This is a genomic window from Pseudomonas sp. P4_C4 (assembly GCF_056402055.1).
On sequence record NZ_JBFUID010000076.1, the window covers coordinates 1 to 25,583 of the forward strand.

Below are 25,583 nucleotides of genomic sequence, written 5' to 3' on the forward strand. Positions count from 1 at the left end.
CCTGGCTGGTAGCATTTGCGAACTGACAGAGCTGCGGGAACAGATCGAGGCATTCGAAACGGTAGACCTTCCAGAGACGGCTGTCTCGCTCGCGGAGGCAATCGGAAAAACTGCCGCAAGGTTTGATACGGAAACCGCAGCTTACGAAATCGGCCTGATTTACACAGGCATGCTCCCCTCGGAGCATAGAAGCAACTACGGAATATTTTATACTCCCCCAGCTCTCACCGAACGGTTAATCGACCTGGCATCTGCCTCAGGCCTAAACTGGGAATCCTGTCGCGTACTCGATCCTGCCTGCGGGGGAGGAGCTTTTTTAGCGCCAATTGCAGCGCGAATAATAAATAGTCTAAAAAACTGTAGTCCGAAGATCACAATCAGAAGTATAGCTAGTCGGCTGCGGGGTTACGAAATAGATCCGTTTGCCGCCTGGCTCAGTCAGGTCACTTTAGACGCGGTCGTGCTACCGGTAACTAGATTGGCAGGTACTCGTCTGCCTGTAGTTGTGACGGTCTGTGACTCCCTACGCAAGGTCGAATCAGTTGAACCATTTGACCTTGTAATTGGAAATCCGCCATATGGTAAGGCGAAGCTTGATCCAGAAATTCGAGAGTTATATAGACGCTCTCTCCATGGCCATGCAAATTTATACGGTGTTTTTACCGATTTCGCGTTGAGGAATGTCAAGGCCGGCGGCACTATTGCATATGTAACGCCTACTTCGTTTCTGTCGGGTGTCTATTTCAAGAACCTCAGGCAAGTTATGGGGGATAACGCTCCGCCTGTAGCGATCGACTTCGTTGAGGCACGGAAAAATGTGTTCGATGATGTGCTTCAAGAAACCGCCCTCGCAATATATAAAGCAAGCAAGCATGCTATGCCAGTGCGGGTGTCTGAGATCTCTTTGTCCATTGGCGGGTTGGAAGTAACTCAAGTTGCGAGCGTAGATCTGCCTAACGATCTATCCATGCCATGGATCATGCCTAGGAATCAGACGCAAGGCGCGCTGGTCGGTAAAATGGCAAAAATGTCTTCACGGCTGGTCGATTGGGGGTATACGGTCAGCACCGGCCCATTGGTTTGGAATAGGCATAAAAATCAGCTCGTATCAGCTCCTGGGGCGAATCGATATCCGCTTATATGGGCAGAAGCGATTACTTCAGACGGTAGGTTTGTATTTCGAGCAGAGAAAAAAAATCATGCCCCTTTTTTCAAGTTTGAAAGGGGGAATGATAGTTTGCTAGTTACTCGTCCTTGCGTGTTGCTTCAAAGAACTACCGCCAAAGAACAGGCTCGTAGATTAATTGCGGCACTACTCCCAGCGGAGTTTATAGCTATGTATGGAGGAGTGGTTGTCGAGAATCATCTTAATATGGTTCGTCCGCTAGGTGATAATCCGGTTGTAAGCGCAGATGTTATCTCTGCTTTTTTAAATAGCAGGGCTGCGGATGCAGCATTTAGATGTATTAGCGGTTCAGTGGCAGTATCGGCATACGAGCTTGAGTCTTTGCCGCTGCCATCTCCCCGCGCTTTAGCTGAGCTGAAAAAATTAGTTGCAGCGTCTGCTTCTAAAGAAGTTGTTGATGCAGCGTGTGATAAATTATATGCAAGGAAAGCATGATGCTTCCAAAGTACGCTACGTGGGAGTTGGTGGCCGAGCGTCTGCCAACCATATTTCCTGAGGGAATAGCACAACGAAACTATTGTATTCGTGAGTTATCCGCTAAGACGATTTTTACTTTTTTGTATATAGGCGCAATCGAAGGTACAGACGTCTATCTCGGGCCTATCCATGTGTATAGGATGACCGATCGTCAGTCGAAGATGTCTTCAGATGATGAGAGGCTAGCATACCGTTCAAACATGCTCAAAAAGAGCTTTCACATTGAGGGTGTACGGTGGTACGCCGATAATACCCGTGAGCCCATAAGAGACGAAACTCTCAGAGAAGGATTAATAATCGTAGGTGCTGTTGTAGAACGGACTGACGTTCCAACCACATCAAGCCGACCGCGATACGCGTTGAATAAAGACTTGGCTGATCTGTTTGATCCTGCTTTGAAGGATTCCGCCTTGACCCAAGCGATTTTGGCTTGGCAAGCCAAAAATCTTACTCCAAGCGCCCTCGCCAGAGTATCGTTGCTTCGAATGGGAACCGCGGGGAAGACCGGTGTGCCCGTCCAATTTCCGAGTGGCGACACTCGAACGTTGTCGCCTGGTCCGAGTTCATTGATTTCAAAAGCAGTGGTCGAAGTTTTTGCGTCAAGGTTTTTGAAGCAGCCGGGAGTACTATGGCTTAGTGAGTCCAGCAACAAAGTCGCTGTTCAGGACGTAAAGTTGGCTACTGCAATAGGGCTTGATATTGTCGCGAAAAAAGATCTTCCTGACTTAATTCTTGTAGATCTCGGTCCAGTAGATCCGCTTATCATTTTTGTGGAAGTAGTTGCTACTGATGGCGCTATAACACCGAGACGTCAAAGGGCACTTTTTGAACTCACCGATAAGGGCGGGTTTGAGCGCTCGCAAGTCGTGTTTCTCACCGCGTACGCGGATCGGGAGTCACCAGGTTTCAAGAAAACGATCACAGGGTTAGCGTGGGGAGCATATGTTTGGTTTATGAGTGAGCCAGACAATATTGTTCTGTTTCAGGAGGGCGGAGGATTGACTCCTAAGTCCGCTGGCGTCCTAAGTATGAATGGCGATGAATTAGTACTTTTATAATGTATCTACCCGCCGTTGACGGCGATTGGGGTTTGAAATGTCTTCGACGAAAAGGGTATTAATCACTGATCTGGATAATACGTTATTCGACTGGGTCGAGTTGTGGGTGCGGTGCTTTTCAGCAATGCTTGAAGAGCTTGTAGTCATAAGTGGCGTATCTAAAAGTCAGCTGCTACCGGAAATATCCATTGTTCATCAGAAACATGGTACGTCAGAGTACTCCTTCTTAATTGAAGAACTACCGTCTCTTCAAAAATTTCTTGCTGGACGAAATGCTCTCGAGGTATTTGCTCCGGCAGTGAACGCATTTCGGGAAAAGAGGAAGGAATATCTAGTCCTTTATCCTGGCGTCGCTGAGACTCTCCAAGAGCTGAAAAAACGGGGGACTTTAATTGTAGGGTACACTGAGTCTATGGCTTTCTACTCTAACTATAGGGTTAGAAAACTAGGGCTAGATGGTGTTTTTGACTACATATTCTGTCCTGAGGATCATATTGTTCCTGATAATGTTGGGGAGACCAGACGCTATCCTGCTGAACATTATGTATTGAAGTCCACCATCCAACATCACACGCCTAAGGGCTCAAAAAAACCTGATGTCGATGTGCTGCAGTGGATAGTGGCGGATTTGAGCTTGAAAACCTCAGAGTGTGTCTACATTGGCGATAGCTTGATGAAGGACATCGCCATGGCCAATGATTGCGGAATTGATAGCGTTTGGGCGAAATACGGCGTAGCACATAAGCGCGATGAGTATAAGTTGCTCCAAGAGGTAACGCATTGGACGCCAGCGGAGGTTGAACGAGAGCAGAAGATTAGGGAGCGTGAACACGTTTCGCCAAGCTTTGTCTTGAATGAAGGGTTTGCGGAGCTTCTGTCGATTTTTGACTTTAAATCTTTTGTTGGTGTACGGGGATAAATATGTCACGGGAAAGGGAAGCAGAAATTATTGAGGTCTGGAAGGCCGTTATAGACGTTCAGATTCATTTCAACGACATAGGGATGCGTATTCGTGGGATGTTTGTAACTATCATCCTAGCGCTTTTTGCTTCTCTTGGTTTTTTATTAGATAAGAAAATTGGGCTGGAGGCTGGGCGCCTGGTTATCCAATTTGCTGTGGTCGTGCCTTTGTTTGGTGTGCTTGGTACTTATCTGTTCTATTTTATGGACAGATACTGGTATCACCGGTTGCTGATTGGTGCTGTTAAACAAGGAATAGTGATTGAGCAGCTCGGAATTGGAACTGTTCCTGAATTAAATCTCACGAAGGTTATTGGTGATGAAAGTCCGTATGAGCCTCGGGGGTTCGCGAAATTTTTTGCGGGATTGATAGTAAGCCACCCCAAGCTTAAGACCACTGGAAAACTACACTCAGATGGTAAAATTGAGTTTTTTTATAAGTCGGTGATGGTCGCTTTGACCTTGACTGCGCTGCTCATAGCGTGCATGGGCGGTGTAGAACTAAAATCTTCATCGCCCTCTACACCAATAAAGGCTCCGGTCGTTGAATCCATCGGCAAGGCAGAGGGGAATGGAAGTTCTCAGGCAGGCGAAGGAAAGTTGAATTCGCTGAAAGAGACAGAGATCGCTATTAAAAGTACCGAAATTTTGCCACCTGCTAAGTCCAACACAGATAACTCTAAGGTTGATAAGGCGCCGGACGTTGCTCCACCATCTAAGATTGATGCTGCTGAGGGTCATGCGGAAAAGAAGTCTGAAGGCTCGCCACAATCAAAACATGATGCAGCTAACGATCATATTGGAAACAGGGCAGATACTCCACCGAGTGTACCTACGGGAGGCACATCTAACAGTAAGTAAAAGTCATTTAATTGTGAGATTTTGAGTTGCTTGCGGTCTATGTAGGCAACTTTTCTCATATCTATTTTTGATTGTTTTTAGTGTTAGATTTGATAGGTTTCTCGTTGTTTTTCACGGTTGGTGTCTAAGTGCTTGGAATTAGTGTTTTGATTTGATGTTGCCATAGAGGTATTGTGTTTAGTGTCGTTTTTAGTTGATGTGTGGTAGTGATGTTGGGCGATGATTATGTTGCGTATTATACTCGGCTCAGTCGCGTGACTTCGGGGTACTGCTTCTTCATCCGAAATTTTGTTAATTCGCCAAACCCTTCGATCCAGCGATCTCTGATCGCGCTGATCGAAGGGTTCACCTGCGTTTCCCGACTGCCACCTCGGTTTTCCTATCCCCATCCAATCCGTCCGCCAGCGCGGTCCGTCGTTTTCGGGCCGGTGCGGCATTACGGCAGGCTCCACACCTGCCTGCGTCCGGTCTTCTTTTTACAGATATATAGCTAGGAAGGTGGCGACACCGGCGACACCGGCGACAAGCCAAGTCCCACGTGGCCGGGAGGGTGGCGACAAAAGTGGCGACAGTCGCCACTTTTGAGGCTGTTTGCCTGGGCCACTTGACCCGTTCTTTGAGTCGGTATAACAATTACCGCACGGATCGCTGTCGTTGACAGCACCAGCCCAGGTAGCCAGAACCTTCAAGGCTACGTCACTTGCGTGGTGGTTCTTCCGAAGTGCGATTAGCGTCCGGCGGCTCGCACGTTCACTCCCCGAGAGTGATGGATGCCTACTCGACTTATCTGTCCACTGCGGCAGACGATGGACCTTCCTCGCTGCGTTGCAGCAACCTCACCTTCCGGCACACTTCGCTGCGCTAATCCGCGCCCGTCTCTTTCTCCCGGAAAGAGACGGGCGCTCGTATCACTGCTGCAAGCCACGTCTTACATGGCATTGCCGCAATTCTCCTCGTGACAATCGGCGTGACAACTCCGATGTGTCTCCATCCGCAACGACACAGGCACCGGTGCCGCAGCCTATGGAAAAGCTGTACCTGACTGACAGTCAGGGATGTCCCAGGTGTCGATGTTGTTGCCCTCTCCCACTCAGGATCTCCAGGTGTCGAACTCGTCAGTCGGCACAGTCTCCACCCGCCCGCATTTTCGGATGCGTTTAAGGAGGCCAGATTCATGGGGGCATGCCCTTGCTCTTGGTCGTAAGGAGCCGTTCGTTCCGCGTCAGTGAACACCTCACAGGCCGCAGGGGCCTTGATCCCTGATAACACTCAACAGCCGTGGCGGGACTACGTGAGGACAACCAGAAATGAACGAGGAGAGGGCCCATGCAGCAGTTAGATCCGAAGCTTGTACTACCACGACCGCCTCGACCGCTGATTGAGTCGAATCTAGTGGCCCAGCCTTATCCGGTGCAGGCACTGGGTGGGATTCTTGGGCCTGCGGTTGAGCGCATGGCCGAGGTGATCGGCGTGCCCCAAGCACTTGCTGCGCAATCGGTGTTAGCTGCCTCGGCCCTGGCCACCCAAGGCCATGCGGGGTTACAACTCGACGGAAGAAATTATCCACTGTCGCTGTACCTGATCACCGTGGCCGCGTCCGGCGATCGCAAAACGGCGGCAGATCGATTTGCATTGCTGCCAGCACGGCAATGGGAGCGCGAGCAGTGGCAGCGCTACCGCGAACAACTCGCCCGGTACCGCGTTGCACAGCGACAGGCGCAGCGTATAAACCCTGCCGAGCTCGACCCCACAATAAACGTACCGCTTGAAGCGGAGCCCTCTGCCCCCCGACTTATCACCACAGACCCAACCATCGAGGCCCTGATCAAAGGGCTCTGCCATGACTTGCCCAGTATGGGCCTGTTCTGTGACGAAGGCGGACAGTTCCTCGGCAGCAGCACCATGAGTCGGGATAACCGCTTGAAAGCGGTCACGACCTTATCGTCACTCTGGGATGGCAGCCCGATAGATCGCGCGCGCTCCATGGTTGGTGAAAGCCTGCGGGCTTATGATCGGCGCTTGAGCCTGCACCTGATGCTGCAGCCGTACTTGGCCATGCAGTTACTCAGTGATCCGTTGCTGCAGGGGCAAGGCATCCTAGGTCGCTGCCTGATGACCTGGCCCACCAGCCTGGCTGGACAACGTAGCTATCAGGCTGTCGACTTGTCGAAAGACGCCGTCCTAAAGCGATATCACCACCGCCTTTCGGCCCTGTTTCATCAGCCTTGGTCACTTTCCGCTGACGGTGCTCTGCAGCTGTCACCGCTGACCCTCAGTCCGTTGGCCCGCCGTCGCTGGATTGATCTGCATGATGCCATCGAAGCCCAACTGGGTGAGTTTGGCGAGCTGGCCAGCGTACGGCCTAGCGGATCGAAGGCCGCCGATAACCTGCTGCGCGTCGCTGGTATCCTGGCAGTCGTGGAGGAGAGCGGGGTTGTGGAGGTCGACCATATCCAACGGGCCTCCGCTTTAGTCGGCTACTACCTCACCGAGATCCAGCGCCTGACCGAACAGGAACCGGTGTGCCGGGTAAAGGAGGAGGCGGACCGGCTGCTGCGCTGGCTGCAGGTCAAGCATTGGAAGCGCTTCAGTATTCGAGAGCTGAATCGCAACGGTCCCCGTTTTGCCCGTAAGAGCAGTCGCCATGCCGCCAAGCTGCTGGTCGAGTTGATTGATCATCAGTGGTTGACCACCGACGGCCACACCTTTGAGGTGCGCCATGTTCAATCTTGATGAAGCACTGCGCAACCACCTAGCTCAACGCCAAAATGAGCCGAAAGCGCGGTTTGTCGCCGCGAGTGTCGCCACTTTGTCGCCACGCTCAAAGCCAGGCAGGACAAGGGTTGTCGCCGCTGTCGCAGATGTCGCCACCCTCCGTAAAGCTAGCACCTCGACGACAGTCATCATCCAATGGTTGAAAGAGGAGGGCGCGCATCTTTACGTCACCGACAACACGCTGTGTTTTCGCCCGACTGATTGGACCCAGTTCGCTATCGTGAGTGCCCACTGGCGAGCCCTTTTGCATGATCTCGCGGCAGTCGATCAGGAACAGAAAAATGGCTCGGATCGGTAAGCGAGCGGGGCGTAATTTTGGCTTCGGTCGCCAGCTCAGCTATGCCGGACCACAAGCACTGAAAGATCTGTTTGGCGACGGCCATTTTGCTACCGTCAAAGCCCATAGCGATCGCTGGCAGGCATTCGTGAATTGGTGTCGATCCGAGGAAGGGCCGAGGCTCAATGACGCGCGACAGATCGACCGCGAGATCCTCATGCGGTACGCCTTCCATATGCGCGAGCAGGTTGATCAGGGCAATGTTGGCATCGCCACCGCGCAGAACCGTCTGTCCAGCGTGAACCGAACGATGGCTGCGCTGCGCGGTGATCAGTACGTCAAAATTCCCAGTCCGAGCAAGGCGCTGGGCTTGCAGCGCTCAAGCGTGCGTAGCGATGCGCCGCAAGGCCAAGACCGTGTGCAGGTCAGGCTAATTACGCAGGCGCTGTCAGAGCGTCAGCAGGCGAGGGTGAGTGCCATTGTGCTCCTCGCTCGGGAGACCGGCATGCGCCTGCGTGAAACGATCTTGGCGGACCTGCCCCGACTGCAACGAGAGGCCCAGCGACTGGGTAAGATCAACATCCAGGATGGCACCAAAGGCGGTCGATCAGGCGCGTCCGCACCGCGTTGGATTACGGTCACGGATCAAGTCCGCGGCGCCCTGGATATAGCCTGCGAGGCGTCACCCAGTGGCAGTAGGAATTTGTTGGCGCCCGATGAAAGCTACAAAGACTTCATACAAAAGGTCGTGCGGCCGGCACGCGACCTCCTGCATGAACAAGGTTTGAAAGGCTTCCATGAACTGCGGGCAGCTTACGCCTGTGAGCGCTATGAACAACTGACCGGCTTCCCTGCACCCATCAATGGCGGTCGTGGTCATCGAGAAGATCGCCAGCTCGATCAGCGTGCGCGAGAGCAAATCAGCCATGAGTTGGGACATAACCGCATGGATGTGGTGAGTGCCTACATCGGAGGTCGGCGATGAAGCCCGAGTTCGACATGGCGTTGTTTCTGAGTCCGGTGCTCAAAGGTGCGTACGCAACGCGCCAGCGGCACATCAGGCAAGCAGAAAGGATGCACGAGGCGATTCGTGAACGCTGGAGTTGTGAGACCCCCTGGTCCTGGAAGGAAAAGCACGCCCGATGGTTTTTAGAGCACTATCTGCGTTGCTCTGCACCAGCGACCGTCTATTACTATGAATTAACAGCAGGATTGATCCGCCGCAGAAAGGCGCAACTTGTGGTTGTCTGATAGATCTCTTAAGCGTGAGCCCCTCAGTATGGGAATGCGGAGCCTTCCCATACTCAGGGGCTTGGCCGAAGAAGCGCAGGCATGCGAGAGATTTAGCGATAGTCGTCATTTCTGTCGGCGTGCTCCACGACACGGATGGCATGGATTGTCGCCGGTGATGCTTAGCGTATCGGCACCACGTTACGGTCCCTGGTTTGATTTATGGCAGATGCCGACAGGCTGCCGGTGGCCGCCTTCTGGATATGTTCACTCCACCAGGCCATCATCGGACGCCGGCGTTCGATGTAATCCGTCCGGTTGTAGGCGCTACGAACTTCGTCCTTGTCGACATGCGCCAGCGCGACCTCGATCAGCTCCGGATCCCAGCCATGCTCATTCAGGATGGTGCTCGCCATCGAGCGCAAGCCGTGGCTGACTAGACGGTCCTGAAAGCCCATGCGCTTCAACGCCATGTTGGCGGTCTGGCTATTGGCATGGGTGCGGGGGTTTCTATCTGAGGGGAACACGTACTCTCTGTTACCGCTGAGTTGCTTGAGTGTCTCCAGTAACGAAAGTGCCTGATCGGTAAGAGGGATTGTGTGCGGCCGACGCTTTTTCATGCGCTCTGGCGGAATGGTCCAAATGCACTTGTCGAAGTCGATATCTGCCCATCGTGTGGTGGCTGCTTCGGCAGGGCGGGTCATCGTGTGCAACTGCCATTCGATCAGGCAGCGGGTCGTGCGCTTGATGCTGGCGTTCGCGATTTCCATCATGAGCTCGGGAAGCTCCTCAGGTGGTAGCGCAGCCATGTTCTCTTTCTTAGGTTTCTTGAACACCGCCCGAATTCCATTGAGGGGGTTCGCAAATATCAGCCCGGAGTTGACCCCGTAGGTCATGATCTCGTTGAGTCGTTGGCTCAATCGTTTCACGGTTTCCAGGCTCCCTTTGGCCTCGATTGGGCGAAGGATCTTGATAACCATCGGAGCCGTGATTTGAGAGAGCGGCGTTGTTTTCATACTTGGGAAAACATGAAGCGTCAGCGATCTCCAAATGTCTTCGGCGTAGGCTCTGGTTACGGAGTCTTTCTTCAGCTCGAACCAGGCAGTGGCCACCTTCTCGAAAGTATGTTCAGTCTCAGCAAGTTTGGCTTGCCTTACCTCGTTACGCTGGGTTTTGGGATCAGTGCCCAAAGCGAGCAACTCACGCGCCTCTGCGGCTTTCTTCCGGGCGTTGGCGAGGGAGAGGTCGGGGTAAGGACCGAGCGCCATGTTGATACGGCTTCTGGTCAACGGCTCGCGGTAATTGAAATTCCACATCATCGAGCCGCTGGCGCGTACTCGAAGCTGCAAGCCATCGCCGTCGCTGAGGACGAAGTCTTTACCAGTTGCTTTGACCGCCTTGAGCTGGCGATCGGAGAGGCGGGTTGCGTTAGTAGGCATGGGGGCTACCTCCAGCACCGTTTTGGTATCCTGAAAATAGCATTTGGTGGTCCGGGATACCACCTGGGATACCAAAGCGCCTGGAACTCAGAAACTCTCCAAAGACCCCAAAGGCGCCGAAACCCTTGTATTCATTGGATTTCAGGCACAAAAAAAGACGTCCGTGGACGTCTTTAGATGATGAAGTGGTGGAGCCGGGGGGATTTGAACCCCCGTCCGCCAGTACTCCGCTGTCGGTACTACATGCGTAGCCGTGTCTATTAAGTTAACCCTCAGCGACCCGACGGGCAGGGTGCTTTGGGCGAGTTGTGTAAGTTTTAGCCGCTTCGTCCACAACGTACTGCACGGCGATTCTGTTCTATATGACAATCACTTTGGGTTTACAGACATCCCCTGATGATTGCTGGACCCGAAGGTACCAGGAGGGAAGGGCTAAGGCTGCTTACGCAGCGAGAGCGTATTCCCCGTAGGTTTCGTCATTGGCAACTATAGGAAGTTGCAACAGTGGATTTACGAGTTCTGTTACCAACTCGGCATGCACCTAAAGTTTCGCAACCGGCGTCGAATCCTAAACGGCCCCGAGCCTGGTGCTCTTTGAATCAAGTGAGCAACAAGCCTGTACAGTGTACGTCAACGTGACCCAGAAGGCCAACCCGAAGGTTGGCCACCACAAATTATGGGTTGGGCTCGTTGCTCTGTCTGTCAGCGAGTGCCATTGCCTGGGTGGCCTCGGTGACGCATTTTTTGTCGTCTCCGGAGGCTTGTGAGGCTTCGGCGCTGGACATCAGTCTTTTGATCTCCATTGTGGTGCTTCCGGAGGTCGCCGGCAGCGCATTCACTTTGCCTTTGAGCTCTTGCAGTTTGCTCGTACAAAGGTTGTTGTCCGCAGCAAATACAGGAGAGGCCAGCATGGCAGCAGCAATGAACAGGCCAGCGAGTGTGGTGCGTTTCATGGGTATCTCCTTGAGCTGATGGTCTCGGTGCTGCCGTATGAGTGGACGGCCAAGCCGAGCCCGAAAAATCAGTCACGATCTGATGGGGCTTACCTCAAAGACTACGATTCAACGCAAGAATTCGGTTTTTCAGAAAACGTGTCGAGCTTTTTCCAGCGATGCGGACGGTTACACATTTCCAGACCCCAGATGCAACAAAACCCGCAACTGGCGGGTTTTGGTTTGCTTCGTATCGGACGCAGCCGGGCTTTGAACTCCCGGCTGCCAGTACTCCGTTGTTGATGTACACCAACAAGGCCCACCCGAAGGTTGGCCTTGAACTGAGTTACTTCGCGCCTTTGTGCGCGTTCGTGACGTCCATGATGGTTTGGTTGGTCTCGGCGATGCAATCATCAATACCTGCCTTGGTGCCTTTTGCCTGGTCGGCTTTGGCTTTCTTGACGGAGGCCTCCACCTGGTCAAGCATTTCCCCGGGAATCTGTGCCTTGCCGTTTTCGATGGTTTGCAGGTTGACCGCGCACTGGTCTTTTTCGGCCGCAAACGAAGTGGAAGCCATCATGGAAGCAACAACGAACAAACCTAACAGCACAGAACGATTCATGTGTATCTCCTTGGACTGAAGGACCAGTCATTGCTGGCCATCAAAACGGTCTACCGAGTTTTAGGAAGTCCCGCATTAGCGGGACTTGATCAGTGGACTGCGGCGGCACGTCAGGGTTCTGCTTTTCTACTGTAGAGCTGTCGATTCCGGCAAGTAGCGTTAAGGAATGCACGTCTATGCACCTTCCTGTAGATCCTGCTATCAGGGCACCCTAGCCTGGGTAACGCGGTCCACCAGATAGACTAGTCCGTGGTAGTCAATGCCGCCATGTTGCGTCAGACCGATCTCACAGGTGCGGCTGGTCGATATCCCCTCGCTGCATTGTTGCACCGCGTCCTTGAGCGTGCGCAGGGAATGGGCGTTCAACTCCGGCGTGGTGAAACCCTTGTCGCCGGCGAAGCCGCAGCAGTGAATGCCTTCGGGAATGACCACGTTTTTGCTGCATTTGCGCGCCAGATCGATCAGCGCCTGACTTTCGCCAAGGTGCTGAGTGCTGCAAGTGACGTGCACCGCAATCGGCGCATCCTGCGGTGTGAAGTCGAGGCGATCCATCAAGTGCGTGCGAATGAAGCGCACCGGGTCGTACAGGTCCAGACGGTTTTCGCTCAAGTCCTGAACCAGACGCAAGGTGCAGGGGCTGGTGTCGCAGTAGATCGGGTCGAGCCCGCCGCGGCTGGCGTGCAGCAACGCGCCAATCAGCTCCTGGCGTTTGTGTTCGGCTTGCTCGGCGTAGCCTTTGGACGCGAACGGCTGACCGCAGCACAGGTTGTCGAGGTTGTCCGGGAAAACCACCTGATAACCGGCCTTTTCCAGCAGGCCTCGGGTCTTGTCGTGCAGCGACATTTGTTCCGTGTCGCCCGCCGCCGGCCCCATGGCCCTTGATACGCAGGCGGCGAGGTACACCACACGCGGACGCTCATCGTTGATCGCCGGGCTGAAGCGGATCGGCCGTTCAGGCTGAGGCATGGCATTGGTCCACAGCGGGACCTGCCCCTTGGACAGCTTGCTGGCGGCTGCGGAAAGTTTTGCCAGGCGCGGCGCTCCCAACAACAGGCGCGCACCATTGGCTACGTGCAGGGTGAAGCGCGCACCTTGCAGTGCCGTGGCGAAATTTCCTTCAAGCCAGTTGGCGGTTTTCGTATGCGTCGCCTTCCGGCTACGCAGCTTTTTCACCAGTTCGCCGGTATTGATGCCTACAGGGCAACGTTGCGCGCACAGGCCGGTCGCGGCGCAGGTATCGATGCCTTGATAGTCGTAAGCGGTTTCGAGTTCGGACGTATCGATGCCCGCGCGTTTCTTCGCCTGAATGTCGCGCCAGATCACGATGCGCTGACGCGGGCTCAGGGTCAGTCCTTTCGACGGGCAAACCGGTTCGCAGAAGCCGCACTCGATGCACTTGTCCACAATCTCGTCAGCGGCGGGCAAGGGCTTGAGGTGCTTTAGGTGGATCTGCGGATCTTCGCTGAGTACCACGTCCGGGTTGAGAATGCCGTTGGGATCCAGCAGACGCTTGAGCTGCCACATCAATTGGTAGGCATCGCTGCCCCATTCCAGTTCGACGAACGGCGCCATGTTGCGCCCGGTGCCGTGTTCGGCTTTCAGCGAACCGCCGAACTCCACTGCCACCAGTTGCGCCACGTCGTCCATGAACGCCTGATAGCGTGCGACTTCTTCCGGGCTGTTGAAGCCTTGGGTGAAGACGAAGTGCAGATTGCCTTCCAGCGCGTGTCCGAAAAGGATCGCTTCGTCGTAGTGATGTTTGTCGAACAGTTCGATCAGGCGGTTAACGCCGCTGGCCAGTTGTTCGATCGGGAAGGTGACGTCTTCGATGATCACCGTGGTGCCGGTCTTGCGCACTGCGCCGACGGCAGGGAAGGTGTCTTTGCGGATGGCCCAGAGACGGGCGTTTTCCTGTGGATCCTCAGTGAAATCGACCTGCTTTTCCACGGGGAACGTTTTCAGCGACGCCATGATCTGCGCCAGTTGTTCGTGCAGCAAGGTGGACGACGCGGCGCGGGATTCGATCAGCAAGGCGCAGGCATTGTTCGACAGCTGTTGTACGAAAGGCGGCATGCCGGGTTTGTCCTGCACTGAACGCAGGCTGCGCCGGTCCAGCAGTTCCACGGCCGACACCGGTTGGCTTTTCAGTACGGTGACCGCGTTGCAGCAGGTCTCGACATCCGGGAACACAATCAGGGCCGAGGCCTTGTTCGGATGGTCGATCACCGTGTCGTAGGTCACCGCGCTGATGAACCCTAGCGTGCCCTCGGAGCCCACCAGCAAGTGGCTCAAGATATCCACAGGCTCGTCGAAATCCACCAAGGCATTGAGCGACAGGCCGGTGGTATTTTTCAGACGGTATTTGTGGCGAATTCTCGCAGCCAGTTCGGCGTTGGCGCGGGTCTCGCGTCCCAGGGTTGTCAAACGCTCCAACAGAGCGGCGTGGCTTTGGCGAAACGCTGCGACGCTGGTGGCATCTTCAGTGTCGAGACGACTGCCGTCAGCCAGCACCAGACGAATGCCGGCCAGGGTGTGATAGGTGTTTTGCGCCGTGCCGCAGCACATGCCGCTGGCATTGTTGGCGACGATACCGCCGATCTTGCAGGCGTTGATCGAGGCCGGGTCCGGGCCGATCTTGCGTCCGAACGGTGCCAGCCAGGCGTTGGCCTGGGCACCAATCACGCCCGGTTGCAGACGAATCTGTGTGCCTTGCCCGCGAATCTCACGCGCGTTCCAGTTATCCCCAAGCACGATCAAAACCGAATCGCTGATGGCCTGACCAGAGAGGCTGGTGCCAGCGGCGCGGAAAGTTACCGGAACGTGATCGCGCTGCGCCAGTTTCAGTAGCGCCACCACTTCGTCTTCGGACTCGACGCGGATTACCAGTTGCGGAATCAACCGATAGAAACTGGCATCGGTGCCGAAGGCCAGGGTCGACAGCGGGTCGTCGAAGCGTCGCTCTTGTGGAATCAGTTGCTGTGCATCACGCAGGAAAGCAGCCGGTAGACTCATTGGTCCTCCAGGATCAATACCACCAGGTCTTTCGGACCGTGGGCGCCGTACGCCAGCACTTGCTCGATGTCGGCAGTCTTCGACGGGCCGGACACCAGCAACGCATTGGTCGGCATGCCCTGGGCCCATTCGAACTCCTGCTGCACCTGATAGAAGTTGTCGCGGATTTCACTGGCCTTGAGCAGGGCGAAATGCACCGGTGGTGCGAGGCTCATCAGGCGCGGTTCTTCCCGCGTCGGCCAGAGAATCAGGCTACCGGTCGCCGCGATGGCGCCGAGGCTGGCGGTCAGGCTCGCCGGGGTGTCGTTGAACAGTTCGGCCTTCCATTCTTCAACCGGGCGGTCGTAGGCCTTGAGCTTCGGTAAATCGGGATTGTTCGCCCAGTGCTGTGTGATCCGTTGACCGTGGGGCGTTGTCGGTGCGATCAGCAGACTCGGCAATTGGCGCTCGCGCAGCAATTGCGCGAGTAGCGTCGGCCATTCTTGGCCGGACGTCAGATGAATTTCCGTGTGCACCGCTTCCATCAGTTTGCGCAGTTGCGCAATGCGTTGCTCAGGCGCGTAGGTGTAAGGCTGGGTCACCAGATCGATATCGAAGTTATCGGCCACTGGCGTGGTGCCTGTCAGACTTTTACGCAGTTTGGCGAGGATATTTTGCTTGGCGCTCATCAACGGTCTCCCTGTTTGGCCAAATGCTCGCGGGCCATGTCATGCAGTGAGCGGGCGGCGGGTTTGGGTGCGCTGTGGTTTTGCGTCCACGGACCGACATTGCTCGGCGTGAGGGCGCGCAAACGGGTGGCGAAGAATCCGAACAGGCGATACAGCGTCGGCGAGCTGTTGAGCTTCGCCCAGGCATTCCAGATGAACCGCTCCTTGCGCGAATACTTGCTGCCCTGACCGCGCATCACTTGATGGGGGCTGTCGGGGGCCTTGACGTTTTCTTCCCGCAGGCGACGCAACAGAGCAGGGATCGGAATTTTCACCGGGCAGACTTCACCGCAGGCGCCGCACAGCGACGAGGCGCTCGGGTGATCCGGCACTTTCGCCAGGCCAACCATGTGCGGGGTGATGATTTTTCCGATAGGCCCGGGGTAAACCTCCCCATAGGCGTGACCACCGATTCGGGTGTAGACCGGGCAATGATTCATACAGGCGCCACAGCGAATGCAGTTCAGGGTCTGGCGCAGTTCGCTGTCGGCAAAGGCCTGGCTACGGCCGTTGTCTAGCAGTACCAGGTGCACCTCCTGCGGGCCGTCGAGTTCATGTTCCTTGCGCGGGCCGGAGATCATGTTGACGTAAGTGGTGATCGGAATGCCCAGGGCCGAGCGGGTCAGCAATGACAGCAACGGCACCACATCGCGCAGGTTCTCGACGACTTTTTCGATGCCGGTGACGGCGATATGCACGGGCGGCACCGTGGTGGTCATGCGGCCGTTGCCTTCGTTTTCTACCAGCAGCAGGGTGCCGGTTTCGGCTACGGCGAAGTTGACACCGGAGACACCGATGTCCGCTTCGAAGAATTTCTGCCGCAAGACCTTGCGACCGATCTGAATGAGTTGGTCAACGTCCTTGGTGTATTCCACGCCAAGTTTGTCGTGGAACAAGGACGCGACCTGACCGGCATTCTTGTGGATTGCCGGCATGATTATGTGTGAAGGCTTCTCGTGGTCGAGCTGGACGATGTACTCGCCCATGTCCGATTCCAGGCATTCAATGCCCCGATCAGCGAGGAAATGGTTCATCTCCATTTCTTCGCTGACCATCGATTTGCCCTTGATCACTTGCCGCCCCTCGTGAGCGCGGATGATCGAGAGGACGATGCCATTGGCCTCGTCCACCGTTTCCGCCCAGTGCACTGTCACACCGTTGCGGGTCAGGTTCTGTTCCAGTTGCTCGAGCAGGTCGGGCAACTTGGAGAGCGCGCGGGCACGGATTGCATTGCCCAGTGAGCGCAAGTGTTCTCTTTCATGGGCATCGCTGAACGCCGCTGCCCGTTTGCTCATCAGTGAATCCATCGCCTTGCGAAAGTTGTTTCGCAATTGCGCGTCACCCAACGCCTTGTGGGCGCGGGTGCGGAAATCTTCTTCTACGGCAACCGTAGGAATAATCGCGGAAGTGCTCATCGGGCACCTCCGGTACGCTGCCAGAGGAAGCTGGCCAGATGCTGACCGCGTAACGCTTCCTGCTGTTTTTCCAGCGAGCCGTTGATGTTCATCAAGCAGCCGCAGTCGGCACTCAATATCTTGTGCGCGCCGGATTCCTTCAACGCCCGGGTCTTGTCAGCCACCATCGCGCCGGAAATGTCTGGCATACGGACGCTGAATGTCCCGCCGAAGCCACAGCATTCACTTTCGTGGTCGTGGTCGACCCGTTCCACGTTGCTCAACTGCGCCAATAATTCGCGGCCGTGCAGGTGGGTGTTCATCTCGCGGCGTGCCGAGCACGAGGTGTGCAGCGCCACTTTTACCGGCTCGCCGCTGTCCTTGAGCTGCACCTTGCAGACAAACAACAGGAACTCGGCCAGCTCGTAGGTTCTGGCCGCCAGGGCCTGAACCTGTTTCAACGTCTCCGGCTCGTCCTTGAACAAGTCGGCGTAATGTTCGCGCAGCATGCCCGCGCAAGAGCCCGACGGCACCACCACCGGATAGTCGCCGGCAAACAGCGCCAGTTGCGAGCGCGCCACGGTCCGTGCCTGTTCGGTGTAACCCGAGGTGTAGGCCGGTTGGCCGCAGCAACTTTGCCCTTGCGGGTACTCGACACGAATGCCTTCGCGCTCGAGCAGGTGGATCGCATCCATCCCGGCTTGCGGGTAGAACAAATCGACCACACAGGTCCCGAACAGGTAGACCCGTAACGGTTTCTCGCTGGGGTATTGTCGAGGCTCGGGCAGTGGCGGGGCGACACGGGTCGCATTCGGCACGGCGTTGTAAAAAAGCTCGCTCATCAGGCGGTCTCCGGGTGGTCCCGGTTATTCGTCTGTTGAGGCTGCTGAATATAGAGCGGCAAGCTTTCAGCAGCCTTACAGACCGGGGTGTGAATAGCGGACGCCGGGGGCGTGGCCCGGCGTCGGTTTTTATCGTATTGCCTGTAGTCCTAGTGCACCAGCATGCCGGTGAACCAGTAGGCCTGGGCCAACGTGATCAAGCCGACAATCGTTGCAAAGAATAGGCTGTGCTTGAGGGTGAAGCGGAACAGATCCGATTCTTTGCCCACCAGGCCGGTCGCGGCGCAGGCCACGGCGATCGATTGTGGCGAGATCATCTTGCCGGTCACGCCGCCGCTGGTGTTCGCCGCCACCAGCAGGGTGTCGTTGACACCGATCTGGTGCGCAGTGGTCGCTTGCAGCGAACTGAACAGGGCGTTGGACGAAGTATCGGAACCGGTGAGGAACACGCCCAGCCAGCCGAGGAACGGCGAGAAGAACGGGAACGCTGCACCTGTCGCCGCCAATACCAGGGCCATGGTCGAGGACATGCCCGAGTAGTTGGTGACGAAAGCAAACGCCAGCACCATGCCGATGGACAGGATCGGCCAACGCAGTTCGTAGAAGGTCTCTCTCAAAGTGGTCAGACCAGTTTTTAGATTGACCTTCAGCACCAGCATCGAGATCAGCGCCGAGAAGAAAATCGCCGTGCCGGTGGCGGAAATCGGGTCCAGTTTGAACACTGCCGGAAGGGCAGTCGGCGCGGCCACGATCGGTGCGACCTTGATCACCATCTGGTCCAGGTGCGGGATGGCGAAGTTGAACACGAAGCTGTACATCGAACCGCCGGCGGCGAACATCGCCTTGAACGGTTTCAGGGTCCAGATCGTGACCAGTACGGTGAGGATCAGGAACGGCGACCAGGCCTTGAAGATTTCCCCAAGACTGTAGGGCGAAGCCACGGTGGTGCGCTTCTGGCCGAAACCACCGACGCTTGCGCTCACCACGGAGGCCGAGACAGCGCCGACGATGTGTTGGCCGGCGGCGCGTTTTGGTTGCCAGACTTTCAGGAACAGGGTCAGGGCAATCAGGCTGACCAGGGCCGAGGTGATGTCCGGCAGTTCCGGGCCGATGAAGTTCGAGGTGAAGTACTGGGTGACGGCAAAGCTCAAGCCGGCCACCAGGGCTGCCGGCCAGGTTTCCCGCACGCCGCGCAGGCCGTCCATCATGAACACCAGCCAGAACGGCACGAACAGCGACAGCAGCGGCAATTGGCGACCGGTCATGGCGCCGATCTTGAAGGCGTCGATGCCAGTCACTTGCCCGGCCACAATGATCGGAATGCCCAGCGCGCCAAAGGCTACCGGCGCGGTGTTGGCGATCAGGCACAAGCCGGCGGCGTACAGCGGGTTGAAGCCCAGTCCTACCAGCAGGGCTGCGGTAATCGCCACCGGAGCGCCGAAACCGGCCGCCCCTTCGAGGAAGGCACCGAAGCAGAAGCCGATCAGCAGGACCTGCAGGCGCTGGTCGTCGGTGATCGACAGGACCGAACTGCGGATGACTTCAAACTGACCACTCTTGACCGTCAGTTTGTAGAGGAACACCGCTGCCACAATGATCCAGGCAATCGGCCACAGGCCATAAGCGAAGCCATACCCGGCGGCGGCGAACGCCATATCGACCGGCATCTGGAACGCGAAGATCGCCACCAGGATCGACAACGCCAGGGTGATGCTGCCGGCCACATGGCCTTTGAGGCGGAACACGGCCAAAGCCAGGAAGAAAAATACGATAGGGATAACGGCTGCGAGTGCGGACAGGCCGAGGCTGCCGAGCGGGGTATAGAGCTGTTGCCAGGTTTGCATATGGGGTGGCCCCTAATTGTTGTTGGTCAGGCACTGATCAGCGTTCTTGGTTAATTGGTAAGACCAATTTACAATCGCTGTTGGCTAGGGTAAAAGCCTTGTAGGCGGTGTGTCAATTTGCCGCCCTAAAACTTTTGTCGAATGCGAAGTGCGCAGGTCGTCTGTCTGGTATGACCAAATGCGCTGTGGCAGGTGCTGGCGCGGCGCCGATAGGCCAGAATAGAGCCCCGGCGAGCCGTCGGATCGTGGAGTAATCGAGTTATGGGGTTTGATCAGATTCGTCAGCGCCGTTTGTCTGACGATATTGTCGAGCAGCTTGAGGGCATGATCCTCGAGGGCACGCTGAAAGCGGGTGAGCGCTTGCCGGCCGAGCGCGCGCTGGCCGAGCAATTTGGCGTGTCACGCCCTTCGTTGCGCGAAGCCATTCAGAAGCTGACCGCCAAGGGCCTGCTGGTCAGTCGCCAGGGTGGCGGCAACTATGTGGTGGAATCACTGGGTAGCACCTTCAGTGATCCCTTGTTGCATCTGCTGGAAAGCAATCCTGAGGCGCAACGCGATCTGCTGGAGTTTCGCCATACGCTGGAAGCGTCTTGCGCCTACTACGCGGCGCTGCGTGCCACGGAGGTGGATCGCGAACGGCTGACCGCTGCGTTCAACGAACTGCAGGACTGCTATTCCCGTCACGAAGAAGTGAGTCGTGCCGAAGAGGGGGCTGCAGACGCAAGTTTTCACCTGGCGATCGCCGAGGCCAGCCACAATGCCGTGTTGCTGCACACCATTCGCGGGCTGTTCGACCTGCTCAAGCGCAACGTGGTGACCAACATCGGTGGCATGTACAAGCAGCGCACCGAAACCCGCGACATGTTGATCGCGCAGCATCGGGAGTTGTATCAGGCGATTATCGAGGGGCGGGCGGAGCAGGCACGGGAAGTTTCCAGTCGACACATTCTGTATGTACAGGAGGTGCTGGAAGAAGTGCGTCAGGAAGTGCAGCGCATGGCCCGGGCGGAGCGGCGCAAGGGGATGTGATCGTTAAAACAAAAGATCGTCCGAACGCGGCCCGAGCCTGCGGACGATCTTTTCGAGGGCGCCGCGACACTCAGGCGGAAAAATCAGTCTTCCTTGCCCTTGTTGCGCACCGCACGCTGCAACTCGCGACCGGCGTCGCGTTCGCGCTCGGTATCGCGCTTGTCGTATTCCTTCTTGCCCTTGCCCAGCGCGATCTCGCACTTGACCATGTGCTTGCTCCAGTACCAGGACAGGCACACGCAGGCGTAACCCTTTTGCTGCACGGCAGCGGCCAGCTTTTCCAGCTCGCGCCGATTGAGCAGCAATTTACGGGTGCGCACCGGGTCAGCGATGACGTGGGTACTGGCGGTCGTCAGGGGCGTAATGTGGCTGCCGAGCAGCCAGGCTTCGCCATCCTTGAGCAGTACGTAGCTGTCAACCAGCTGCAGCTTGCTTGCCCGCAGACTTTTTACTTCCCAGCCGGCCAGGACCAGACCAGCCTCGAACCGATGTTCGATGAAGTAATCGTGTCGCGCCTTTTTATTTTGCGCGATGGTCCCTGTTGGGTGTTTCTTCTGTTTAGCCATAGGGGCGGCATTATAGGGAGTTGCACGCGAGTCGGCTACGGTGTTGCTACGTGCTTGAGCAGGTTGATTGAATCCCGGACAATGCGGCCTCTTTTTTGAACGCTTGGGCGTGATAACGATGTCGACAGACAAGGTTTCTGTCCACGGCAGTTGGGCTAGCCGCTGGGTCTTCATACTCGCCGCGACCGGTTCGGCCGTGGGGCTGGGTAGTATCTGGAAATTCCCGTACATGGTCGGTGTCTATGGCGGCGGCGCCTTCGTGCTGATGTTTCTGGCCTGCATCGCGCTGATTGGCGTACCGGTCATGCTGGCCGAAACCCTGATCGGCCGGCGTGCCCGGCAGAGCCCGGCCAATGCCTTGAAGACGCTGGCGGTCGAGGCGGGGCACTCGACGAAATGGTCCTGGGGCGCATTTGCCGGGATGATCACGGCATTGCTGATCCTGTCTTTCTACAGTGTGGTTGGCGGCTGGTCGCTGGATTACATCATCGACATGGGGCGTGGCGATTTTCAGGGCGCGACGCCTGATCAGGTGGGGGCTTACTTCGGCAATGTGATCGCCGATCCCTGGCGCCTGACACTTTGGCACACGATTTTCATGCTGTTGTCCGCGGTGGTGATCGCCAAGGGCGTGGTTGCCGGGCTTGAGCGCAGTTTGCGCATCATGATGCCGTTGTTGTTCGTGATGATCCTGGTGCTGCTGGGCTACAGCATGACCACCGGTCATTTCATGGAGGGCGTGCATTTCATGTTCGACTTCCACCCGGAAAAGGTTCTGGACGGCTTGTTGCCCGCGATGGGGCATGCGTTCTTTTCCCTGAGCGTGGGCGTCGGCTCGATCATGATCTATGGCGCCTACATGCCGAAGAACTCGTCGATCTCAGGGACGGTCGTCGGCGTGGCGCTGCTCGATACCTTCGTTTCCCTGGTTGCCGGACTGGCATTGTTTCCGATTGTTTTCGCGGCGGGCCTGAATCCGAGCGAAGGGCCGGGGCTGATGTTCGTCAGCCTGCCGTTTGCCTTCGGTAACGTGGCGTTCGGGCAATTGATGGGGGTGGTGTTCTTCGTGCTGGTGGCGGTCGCTGCCTGGAGTTCGGCGATTTCCCTGCTTGAACCGATGGTGGCCTACCTGGTCGAGCGCACTAAGGTGAGTCGTGCATGGGTTACTTTCTGGCTGGCTTTCAGCTGCTGGTTTGTCGGTCTGGGCACTGTGTTCTCCTTCAATATCTGGAAGGAGGCCAAGTTCTTCGTGAACGAAGGCGGGATGTTCCACCTCTACCAATGGGGAGCCGCCGGTGGTCTCGACTTCTTTGGCGTGATCGATTTCTTCACCTCGCGACTCATGTTGCCGCTTGGCGGTTTGTGTTTCGTGGTGTTTGCGGGCTGGATCATGGGGCGTGAAGCGGTGCGCGACGAGTTGTCGATCCGCAACCCTGCGCTGTTTGGCCTGTCCTTGTTCTTGATGCGCTATGTGGCGCCCATCGGCATTCTCGTAGTGTTTGCCGCCCAGCTGTGGAAGTGACGCTGACATGACGACACATATTTCACGTTCGGCCTTGCTGCCGTACCCGGCACAAGCGCTGTATGACCTGGTCAACGACGTGGCGCGCTATCCGGAGTTTCTGCCGTGGTGTTCGTCGGCCGAAGTCCTGGAAAGCTCGCCTGAGCATATGAGGGCGAGCGTTGGCGTGGCGAAGGGCGGCCTCAGTCAGCACTTCGTGACGCGCAACGCTCTGGTTCCCGGTCAATCGATCGAAATGAATCTTGAAGAAGGCCCGTTCAATCAATTGCATGGTGTGTGGGTGTTCAAGCCGCTGGGCGAGAAGGCCTGCAAGATCAGTCTTGATCTGTCGTTCGATTATGYCGGGCCGCTGGTTCGCGCCACATTGGGGCCATTGTTCAATCAGGCCGCCAATACGCTGGTGGATGCGTTCTGTCAGCGCGCCAAGCAGATTCATGGTTGAAGCCGTGATCGATATCGAAGTGGTGTACGCCGCTGTGGACAGGCAGGTGCTACTTTCACTCGCGGTGCCGGTCGGCACTACGGTTCGGGCGGCCGTGCTCAAGTCTGGTGTAGGGGCAGAGTTTCCTGAGCTGGATCTTGCCGCCTGCCCGGTGGGTATCTTTGGCAAGGTGATCACCGACCCGGACACTCGAACGATTCAGGCGGGGGATCGAATCGAAATCTACCGGCCGCTGCTGGCGGATCCGAAAGAGGTCCGTCGCCTGCGTGCAGCAAAAGCGGCCGAGGCCAAGGCGCGGAATCAATGATTGAATTGCGCGCCAGGCACTAAAATTTCCGCCCACAGGTGGTTCAATCCCTGAGTGTAAATATGCTTTGTAGGCTTTTTATCGGGGGAATGTAGGATTGGTTTGAGTATTGAAGAGAATTTTCTCTTTGCTTCAATCTTGATTGAATGTGGTTCCGATTAAGCCTAAATCAAGTCTTGCCCTCGTTATGTGAGGGGCAAATAAACTCATTTAGGGATAAATCTGAAATGGACTTGATCAAGTCGTTGAAGCATATAAGTGTGCTGGCAGCAATGGCTGCGGCTTTCACTGTCATGCCGGCCAGTGCAGCCTCCAATGTGTTAACCGCCACGATAAGCGCACAAGGCAAGGTGGTGGCTCAGGCACCCGAGTGGATCTCTGCGGTAGAGTACTTCTCCCAGGCTGATTATTTTGCGAACTATAAGGTTAGCTTCAAGTCGGATGTCTTCATCCAGGCTCCACGGTTCTGCTCTGTATCCCTTACGAACAGCCGTTCCGAAGATGATATTTATTATGGGCGGGCGCGACTTGGGTCTACACCCAAGCAGAATAATTTGAGTGTGATCACTCAACTGGCAGGAATGAAGGGCCCTTCCGGTGATGGTTCCCAAGACTTTATGCTGATGTGTATTAAATAAGCGGGAATCATCGATAGTGATTCCGGCAAGCGATCCGGATCGATCACTATTGCCGGTACATAAAAAAATCCGCCGCCAGAGGTCTGGTAGCGGATTTTCAGAGCAGCCTTGCTGGAGCTTGAATGCCCAGGCAAGCGGCATCATTCGCCAATTACTGCGGCGAGGTGTCCAGCGGTTCAGGCGTCGGGACTGGAGCGGTTTCTACACCGTCGACGTCCTTCTGGATCTGATCCAGCAACGAACCTGGCTTGACCGGTTTTTCCGGTTTTGGCTTCTCGACGTTTTCTGCCGGGGCAGCCACTGTCGTGCCGCTGTCCTTACCAAGGATGGCTTCGTCGCGGCTCACGCCTGGCATGAAATCACCGGAGAGGCTGACAAGCTGGTCATTTGGGTTGAAGATAACGCTGATGCGTTCCTGTTGGCGTTCACCGCCACCGGGTTGCAGGCTGTACAGATAATCCCAGCGATCGGCATGGAAAGTGTCAGTCAGCAGAGGGTTGCCCATGATAAATCGTACTTGCTTACGGGTCATTCCCGGGCGCAACTGGTCTATCATGTCCTGCGTGACGACATTGCCCTGCTGGATGTCGATTTTGTAAACCCCGGGGAATGAACAACCGGCGAGTGCGAGCAGTCCCACAAAGGTGAAACTGGTTAGCAAGAGCTTGGTGTTTTGCATCGGTGGGCGACTTCCACTATCTTGGCTGGGACAACGTAAACGCCGATCATACCCGCATTAAGAGAAGCTGCGAAGCAGCATCGCGAGAAAGCTGACCATGGTTGAAAATAGCGAACTACGCAAAGCCGGCCTCAAAGTGACCCTGCCACGGGTCAAAATTCTGCAAATGCTCGATTCCGCCGAGCAGCGCCACATGAGTGCCGAGGATGTCTACAAGGCCCTTATGGAGGCTGGTGAGGACGTCGGTCTGGCCACGGTTTACCGTGTTCTGACCCAGTTCGAGGCAGCTGGCCTTGTGGTGCGGCACAACTTCGACGGAGGCCATGCGGTCTTCGAACTGGACGACGGAAAGCATCACGACCATATGGTCAACGTCGAAACCAGCGAAGTGATCGAATTCTTCGACGAGGAAATCGAGCGGCTTCAGAAAGCAATCGTCGACAAGTATGGCTTCGAGATGGTTGATCACAATCTGGTGCTGTACGTGCGCAAGAAAAAGTAAGCATGTCGCGCGAACTTGAGGTTCGCGAAACGAACGAAGGCGACCCCAGGGTCGCCTTCGTGCTTTCTGCCTTTATTCAGGCTTTTGCGGCAACCACCATTTTTTTTGCATGCGCCAAGGACTCTTTGGTGAGATCGATGCCCCCCAGCATCCGTGCGACTTCTTCGACGCGGTCGTTTTTGCTCAATCTGGAAACGGCAGTGCGGGTGGCATCTTCGCCGCGCACTTTATGTACAAATAAATGCTGATGACCTTGCGCTGCCACTTGCGGCAAGTGGGTCA

The 25,583-nt window shown here is 56.1% G+C and carries 24 protein-coding genes, 1 other RNA gene and 1 pseudogene; 14 read left to right on the top strand and 12 right to left on the bottom strand.

Annotated elements, in window-relative coordinates:
- The 8 genes from AC1DXW_RS27480 to AC1DXW_RS27515 form a co-directional block, all read left to right on the top strand.
- A partial coding sequence (locus AC1DXW_RS27480; RefSeq protein WP_477760707.1) for an HsdM family class I SAM-dependent methyltransferase occupies window positions 1–1,621 on the top strand: 1,621 nt, incomplete at its 5' end.
- The gene (locus AC1DXW_RS27485) at window positions 1,621–2,721 is read left to right on the top strand and encodes a BsuBI/PstI family type II restriction endonuclease (protein WP_477760708.1); all 1,101 of its coding nucleotides are present in this window, start codon (window positions 1,621–1,623) and stop codon (window positions 2,719–2,721) included. The genes AC1DXW_RS27480 and AC1DXW_RS27485, both read left to right, overlap by 1 nt.
- Window positions 2,722–2,758: 37 nt before the next feature.
- On the top strand, window positions 2,759–3,640 hold the full coding sequence (locus AC1DXW_RS27490; RefSeq protein WP_477760709.1) for an HAD family hydrolase: 882 nt from the start codon (window positions 2,759–2,761) through the stop codon (window positions 3,638–3,640).
- 2 nt (window positions 3,641–3,642) lie between these two features.
- Complete coding sequence (locus AC1DXW_RS27495) at window positions 3,643–4,542, top strand: hypothetical protein (protein WP_477756927.1); 900 nt, start codon at window positions 3,643–3,645, stop codon at window positions 4,540–4,542.
- A 1,326-nt stretch (window positions 4,543–5,868) separates the two neighbouring features.
- Window positions 5,869–7,275: a YfjI family protein gene (locus AC1DXW_RS27500; RefSeq protein WP_477756249.1), complete on the top strand. Its 1,407-nt coding sequence runs from the start codon at window positions 5,869–5,871 to the stop codon at window positions 7,273–7,275.
- Window positions 7,262–7,615 carry a hypothetical protein gene (locus AC1DXW_RS27505; protein ID WP_184336832.1) on the top strand — a complete coding sequence of 118 codons (354 nt, stop codon included), beginning with the start codon at window positions 7,262–7,264 and terminating at the stop codon, window positions 7,613–7,615. The genes AC1DXW_RS27500 and AC1DXW_RS27505 overlap by 14 nt, the downstream gene beginning before the upstream one ends.
- On the top strand, window positions 7,599–8,579 hold the full coding sequence (locus tag AC1DXW_RS27510; protein ID WP_184336833.1) for an integrase domain-containing protein: 981 nt from the start codon (window positions 7,599–7,601) through the stop codon (window positions 8,577–8,579). Before AC1DXW_RS27505 ends, AC1DXW_RS27510 begins: the two co-directional genes overlap by 17 nt.
- Window positions 8,576–8,845, top strand: coding sequence for a hypothetical protein (locus AC1DXW_RS27515; protein WP_184336834.1), 270 nt, complete (start codon window positions 8,576–8,578; stop codon window positions 8,843–8,845). The genes AC1DXW_RS27510 and AC1DXW_RS27515 overlap by 4 nt, the downstream gene beginning before the upstream one ends.
- Before the next feature lie 161 nt (window positions 8,846–9,006).
- Here AC1DXW_RS27515 and AC1DXW_RS27520 read toward each other — a convergent pair whose 3' ends face one another.
- From AC1DXW_RS27520 to AC1DXW_RS27560, 9 genes are all read right to left on the bottom strand, one after another.
- Entirely contained in the window at window positions 9,007–10,263 is a 1,257-nt protein-coding gene (locus AC1DXW_RS27520; RefSeq protein WP_477760710.1) for an integrase domain-containing protein, read from the bottom strand.
- Window positions 10,264–10,449: 186 nt separating this feature from the next.
- Window positions 10,450–10,843: a transfer-messenger RNA gene (gene ssrA / locus AC1DXW_RS27525) on the bottom strand.
- 94 nt (window positions 10,844–10,937) lie between these two features.
- A complete protein-coding gene (locus AC1DXW_RS27530; RefSeq protein ID WP_477756287.1) occupies window positions 10,938–11,216 on the bottom strand; it encodes a hypothetical protein in 279 nt (92 codons plus the stop codon).
- A 325-nt stretch (window positions 11,217–11,541) separates the two neighbouring features.
- Window positions 11,542–11,817 (bottom strand): hypothetical protein, encoded by a 276-nt coding sequence (locus AC1DXW_RS27535; protein ID WP_477756288.1) that lies wholly within the window; start codon window positions 11,815–11,817, stop codon window positions 11,542–11,544.
- A gap of 201 nt (window positions 11,818–12,018) precedes the next feature.
- Window positions 12,019–14,829, bottom strand: coding sequence for an FAD-binding and (Fe-S)-binding domain-containing protein (locus tag AC1DXW_RS27540; RefSeq protein WP_477760711.1), 2,811 nt, complete (start codon window positions 14,827–14,829; stop codon window positions 12,019–12,021).
- Window positions 14,826–15,497 carry a LutC/YkgG family protein gene (locus tag AC1DXW_RS27545; RefSeq protein WP_477755800.1) on the bottom strand — a complete coding sequence of 224 codons (672 nt, stop codon included), beginning with the start codon at window positions 15,495–15,497 and terminating at the stop codon, window positions 14,826–14,828. Before AC1DXW_RS27545 ends, AC1DXW_RS27540 begins: the two co-directional genes overlap by 4 nt.
- Window positions 15,497–16,951, bottom strand: coding sequence for a LutB/LldF family L-lactate oxidation iron-sulfur protein (locus AC1DXW_RS27550; protein WP_477760712.1), 1,455 nt, complete (start codon window positions 16,949–16,951; stop codon window positions 15,497–15,499). Before AC1DXW_RS27550 ends, AC1DXW_RS27545 begins: the two co-directional genes overlap by 1 nt.
- Window positions 16,948–17,772 (bottom strand): (Fe-S)-binding protein, encoded by an 825-nt coding sequence (locus AC1DXW_RS27555; RefSeq protein WP_477760713.1) that lies wholly within the window; start codon window positions 17,770–17,772, stop codon window positions 16,948–16,950. The genes AC1DXW_RS27550 and AC1DXW_RS27555 overlap by 4 nt, the downstream gene beginning before the upstream one ends.
- Window positions 17,773–17,921: 149 nt before the next feature.
- Window positions 17,922–19,616 (bottom strand): lactate permease LctP family transporter, encoded by a 1,695-nt coding sequence (locus tag AC1DXW_RS27560; protein WP_477755797.1) that lies wholly within the window; start codon window positions 19,614–19,616, stop codon window positions 17,922–17,924.
- 261 nt (window positions 19,617–19,877) lie between these two features.
- Between AC1DXW_RS27560 and AC1DXW_RS27565 the strand changes: the two genes are divergently transcribed.
- Entirely contained in the window at window positions 19,878–20,645 is a 768-nt protein-coding gene (locus tag AC1DXW_RS27565) for a GntR family transcriptional regulator (RefSeq protein ID WP_477760714.1), read from the top strand.
- A gap of 83 nt (window positions 20,646–20,728) precedes the next feature.
- Here AC1DXW_RS27565 and smpB read toward each other — a convergent pair whose 3' ends face one another.
- Window positions 20,729–21,211, bottom strand: a complete 483-nt coding sequence (gene smpB / locus AC1DXW_RS27570; RefSeq protein WP_008057382.1) for an SsrA-binding protein SmpB — start codon at window positions 21,209–21,211, stop codon at window positions 20,729–20,731.
- Window positions 21,212–21,329: 118 nt separating this feature from the next.
- On the opposite strand from smpB, the gene AC1DXW_RS27575 reads away from it, so the two are divergent.
- The 4 genes from AC1DXW_RS27575 (at window position 21,330) to AC1DXW_RS27590 (ending at window position 24,120) form a co-directional block, all read left to right on the top strand.
- Window positions 21,330–22,733 (top strand): sodium-dependent transporter, encoded by a 1,404-nt coding sequence (locus tag AC1DXW_RS27575; RefSeq protein ID WP_477760715.1) that lies wholly within the window; start codon window positions 21,330–21,332, stop codon window positions 22,731–22,733.
- Window positions 22,734–22,740: 7 nt separating this feature from the next.
- Window positions 22,741–23,175: a type II toxin-antitoxin system RatA family toxin gene (locus tag AC1DXW_RS27580; protein ID WP_477760716.1), complete on the top strand. Its 435-nt coding sequence runs from the start codon at window positions 22,741–22,743 to the stop codon at window positions 23,173–23,175.
- Window positions 23,168–23,482, top strand: a complete 315-nt coding sequence (locus tag AC1DXW_RS27585) for an RnfH family protein (protein ID WP_108218129.1) — start codon at window positions 23,168–23,170, stop codon at window positions 23,480–23,482. The genes AC1DXW_RS27580 and AC1DXW_RS27585 overlap by 8 nt, the downstream gene beginning before the upstream one ends.
- Before the next feature lie 227 nt (window positions 23,483–23,709).
- Complete coding sequence (locus tag AC1DXW_RS27590; RefSeq protein ID WP_477752820.1) at window positions 23,710–24,120, top strand: hypothetical protein; 411 nt, start codon at window positions 23,710–23,712, stop codon at window positions 24,118–24,120.
- Between the two features lie 151 nt (window positions 24,121–24,271).
- Here the strand turns inward: AC1DXW_RS27590 and AC1DXW_RS27595 are convergent, their stop codons facing one another.
- Complete coding sequence (locus AC1DXW_RS27595) at window positions 24,272–24,799, bottom strand: outer membrane protein assembly factor BamE (RefSeq protein WP_223458575.1); 528 nt, start codon at window positions 24,797–24,799, stop codon at window positions 24,272–24,274.
- Window positions 24,800–24,896: 97 nt separating this feature from the next.
- Between AC1DXW_RS27595 and fur the strand changes: the two genes are divergently transcribed.
- The gene (gene fur, locus AC1DXW_RS27600) at window positions 24,897–25,301 is read left to right on the top strand and encodes a ferric iron uptake transcriptional regulator (RefSeq protein WP_003197684.1); all 405 of its coding nucleotides are present in this window, start codon (window positions 24,897–24,899) and stop codon (window positions 25,299–25,301) included.
- A gap of 76 nt (window positions 25,302–25,377) precedes the next feature.
- Here fur and AC1DXW_RS27605 read toward each other — a convergent pair.
- Window positions 25,378–25,583, bottom strand: a pseudogene (locus tag AC1DXW_RS27605) (DNA repair protein RecN); the annotation flags it as partial.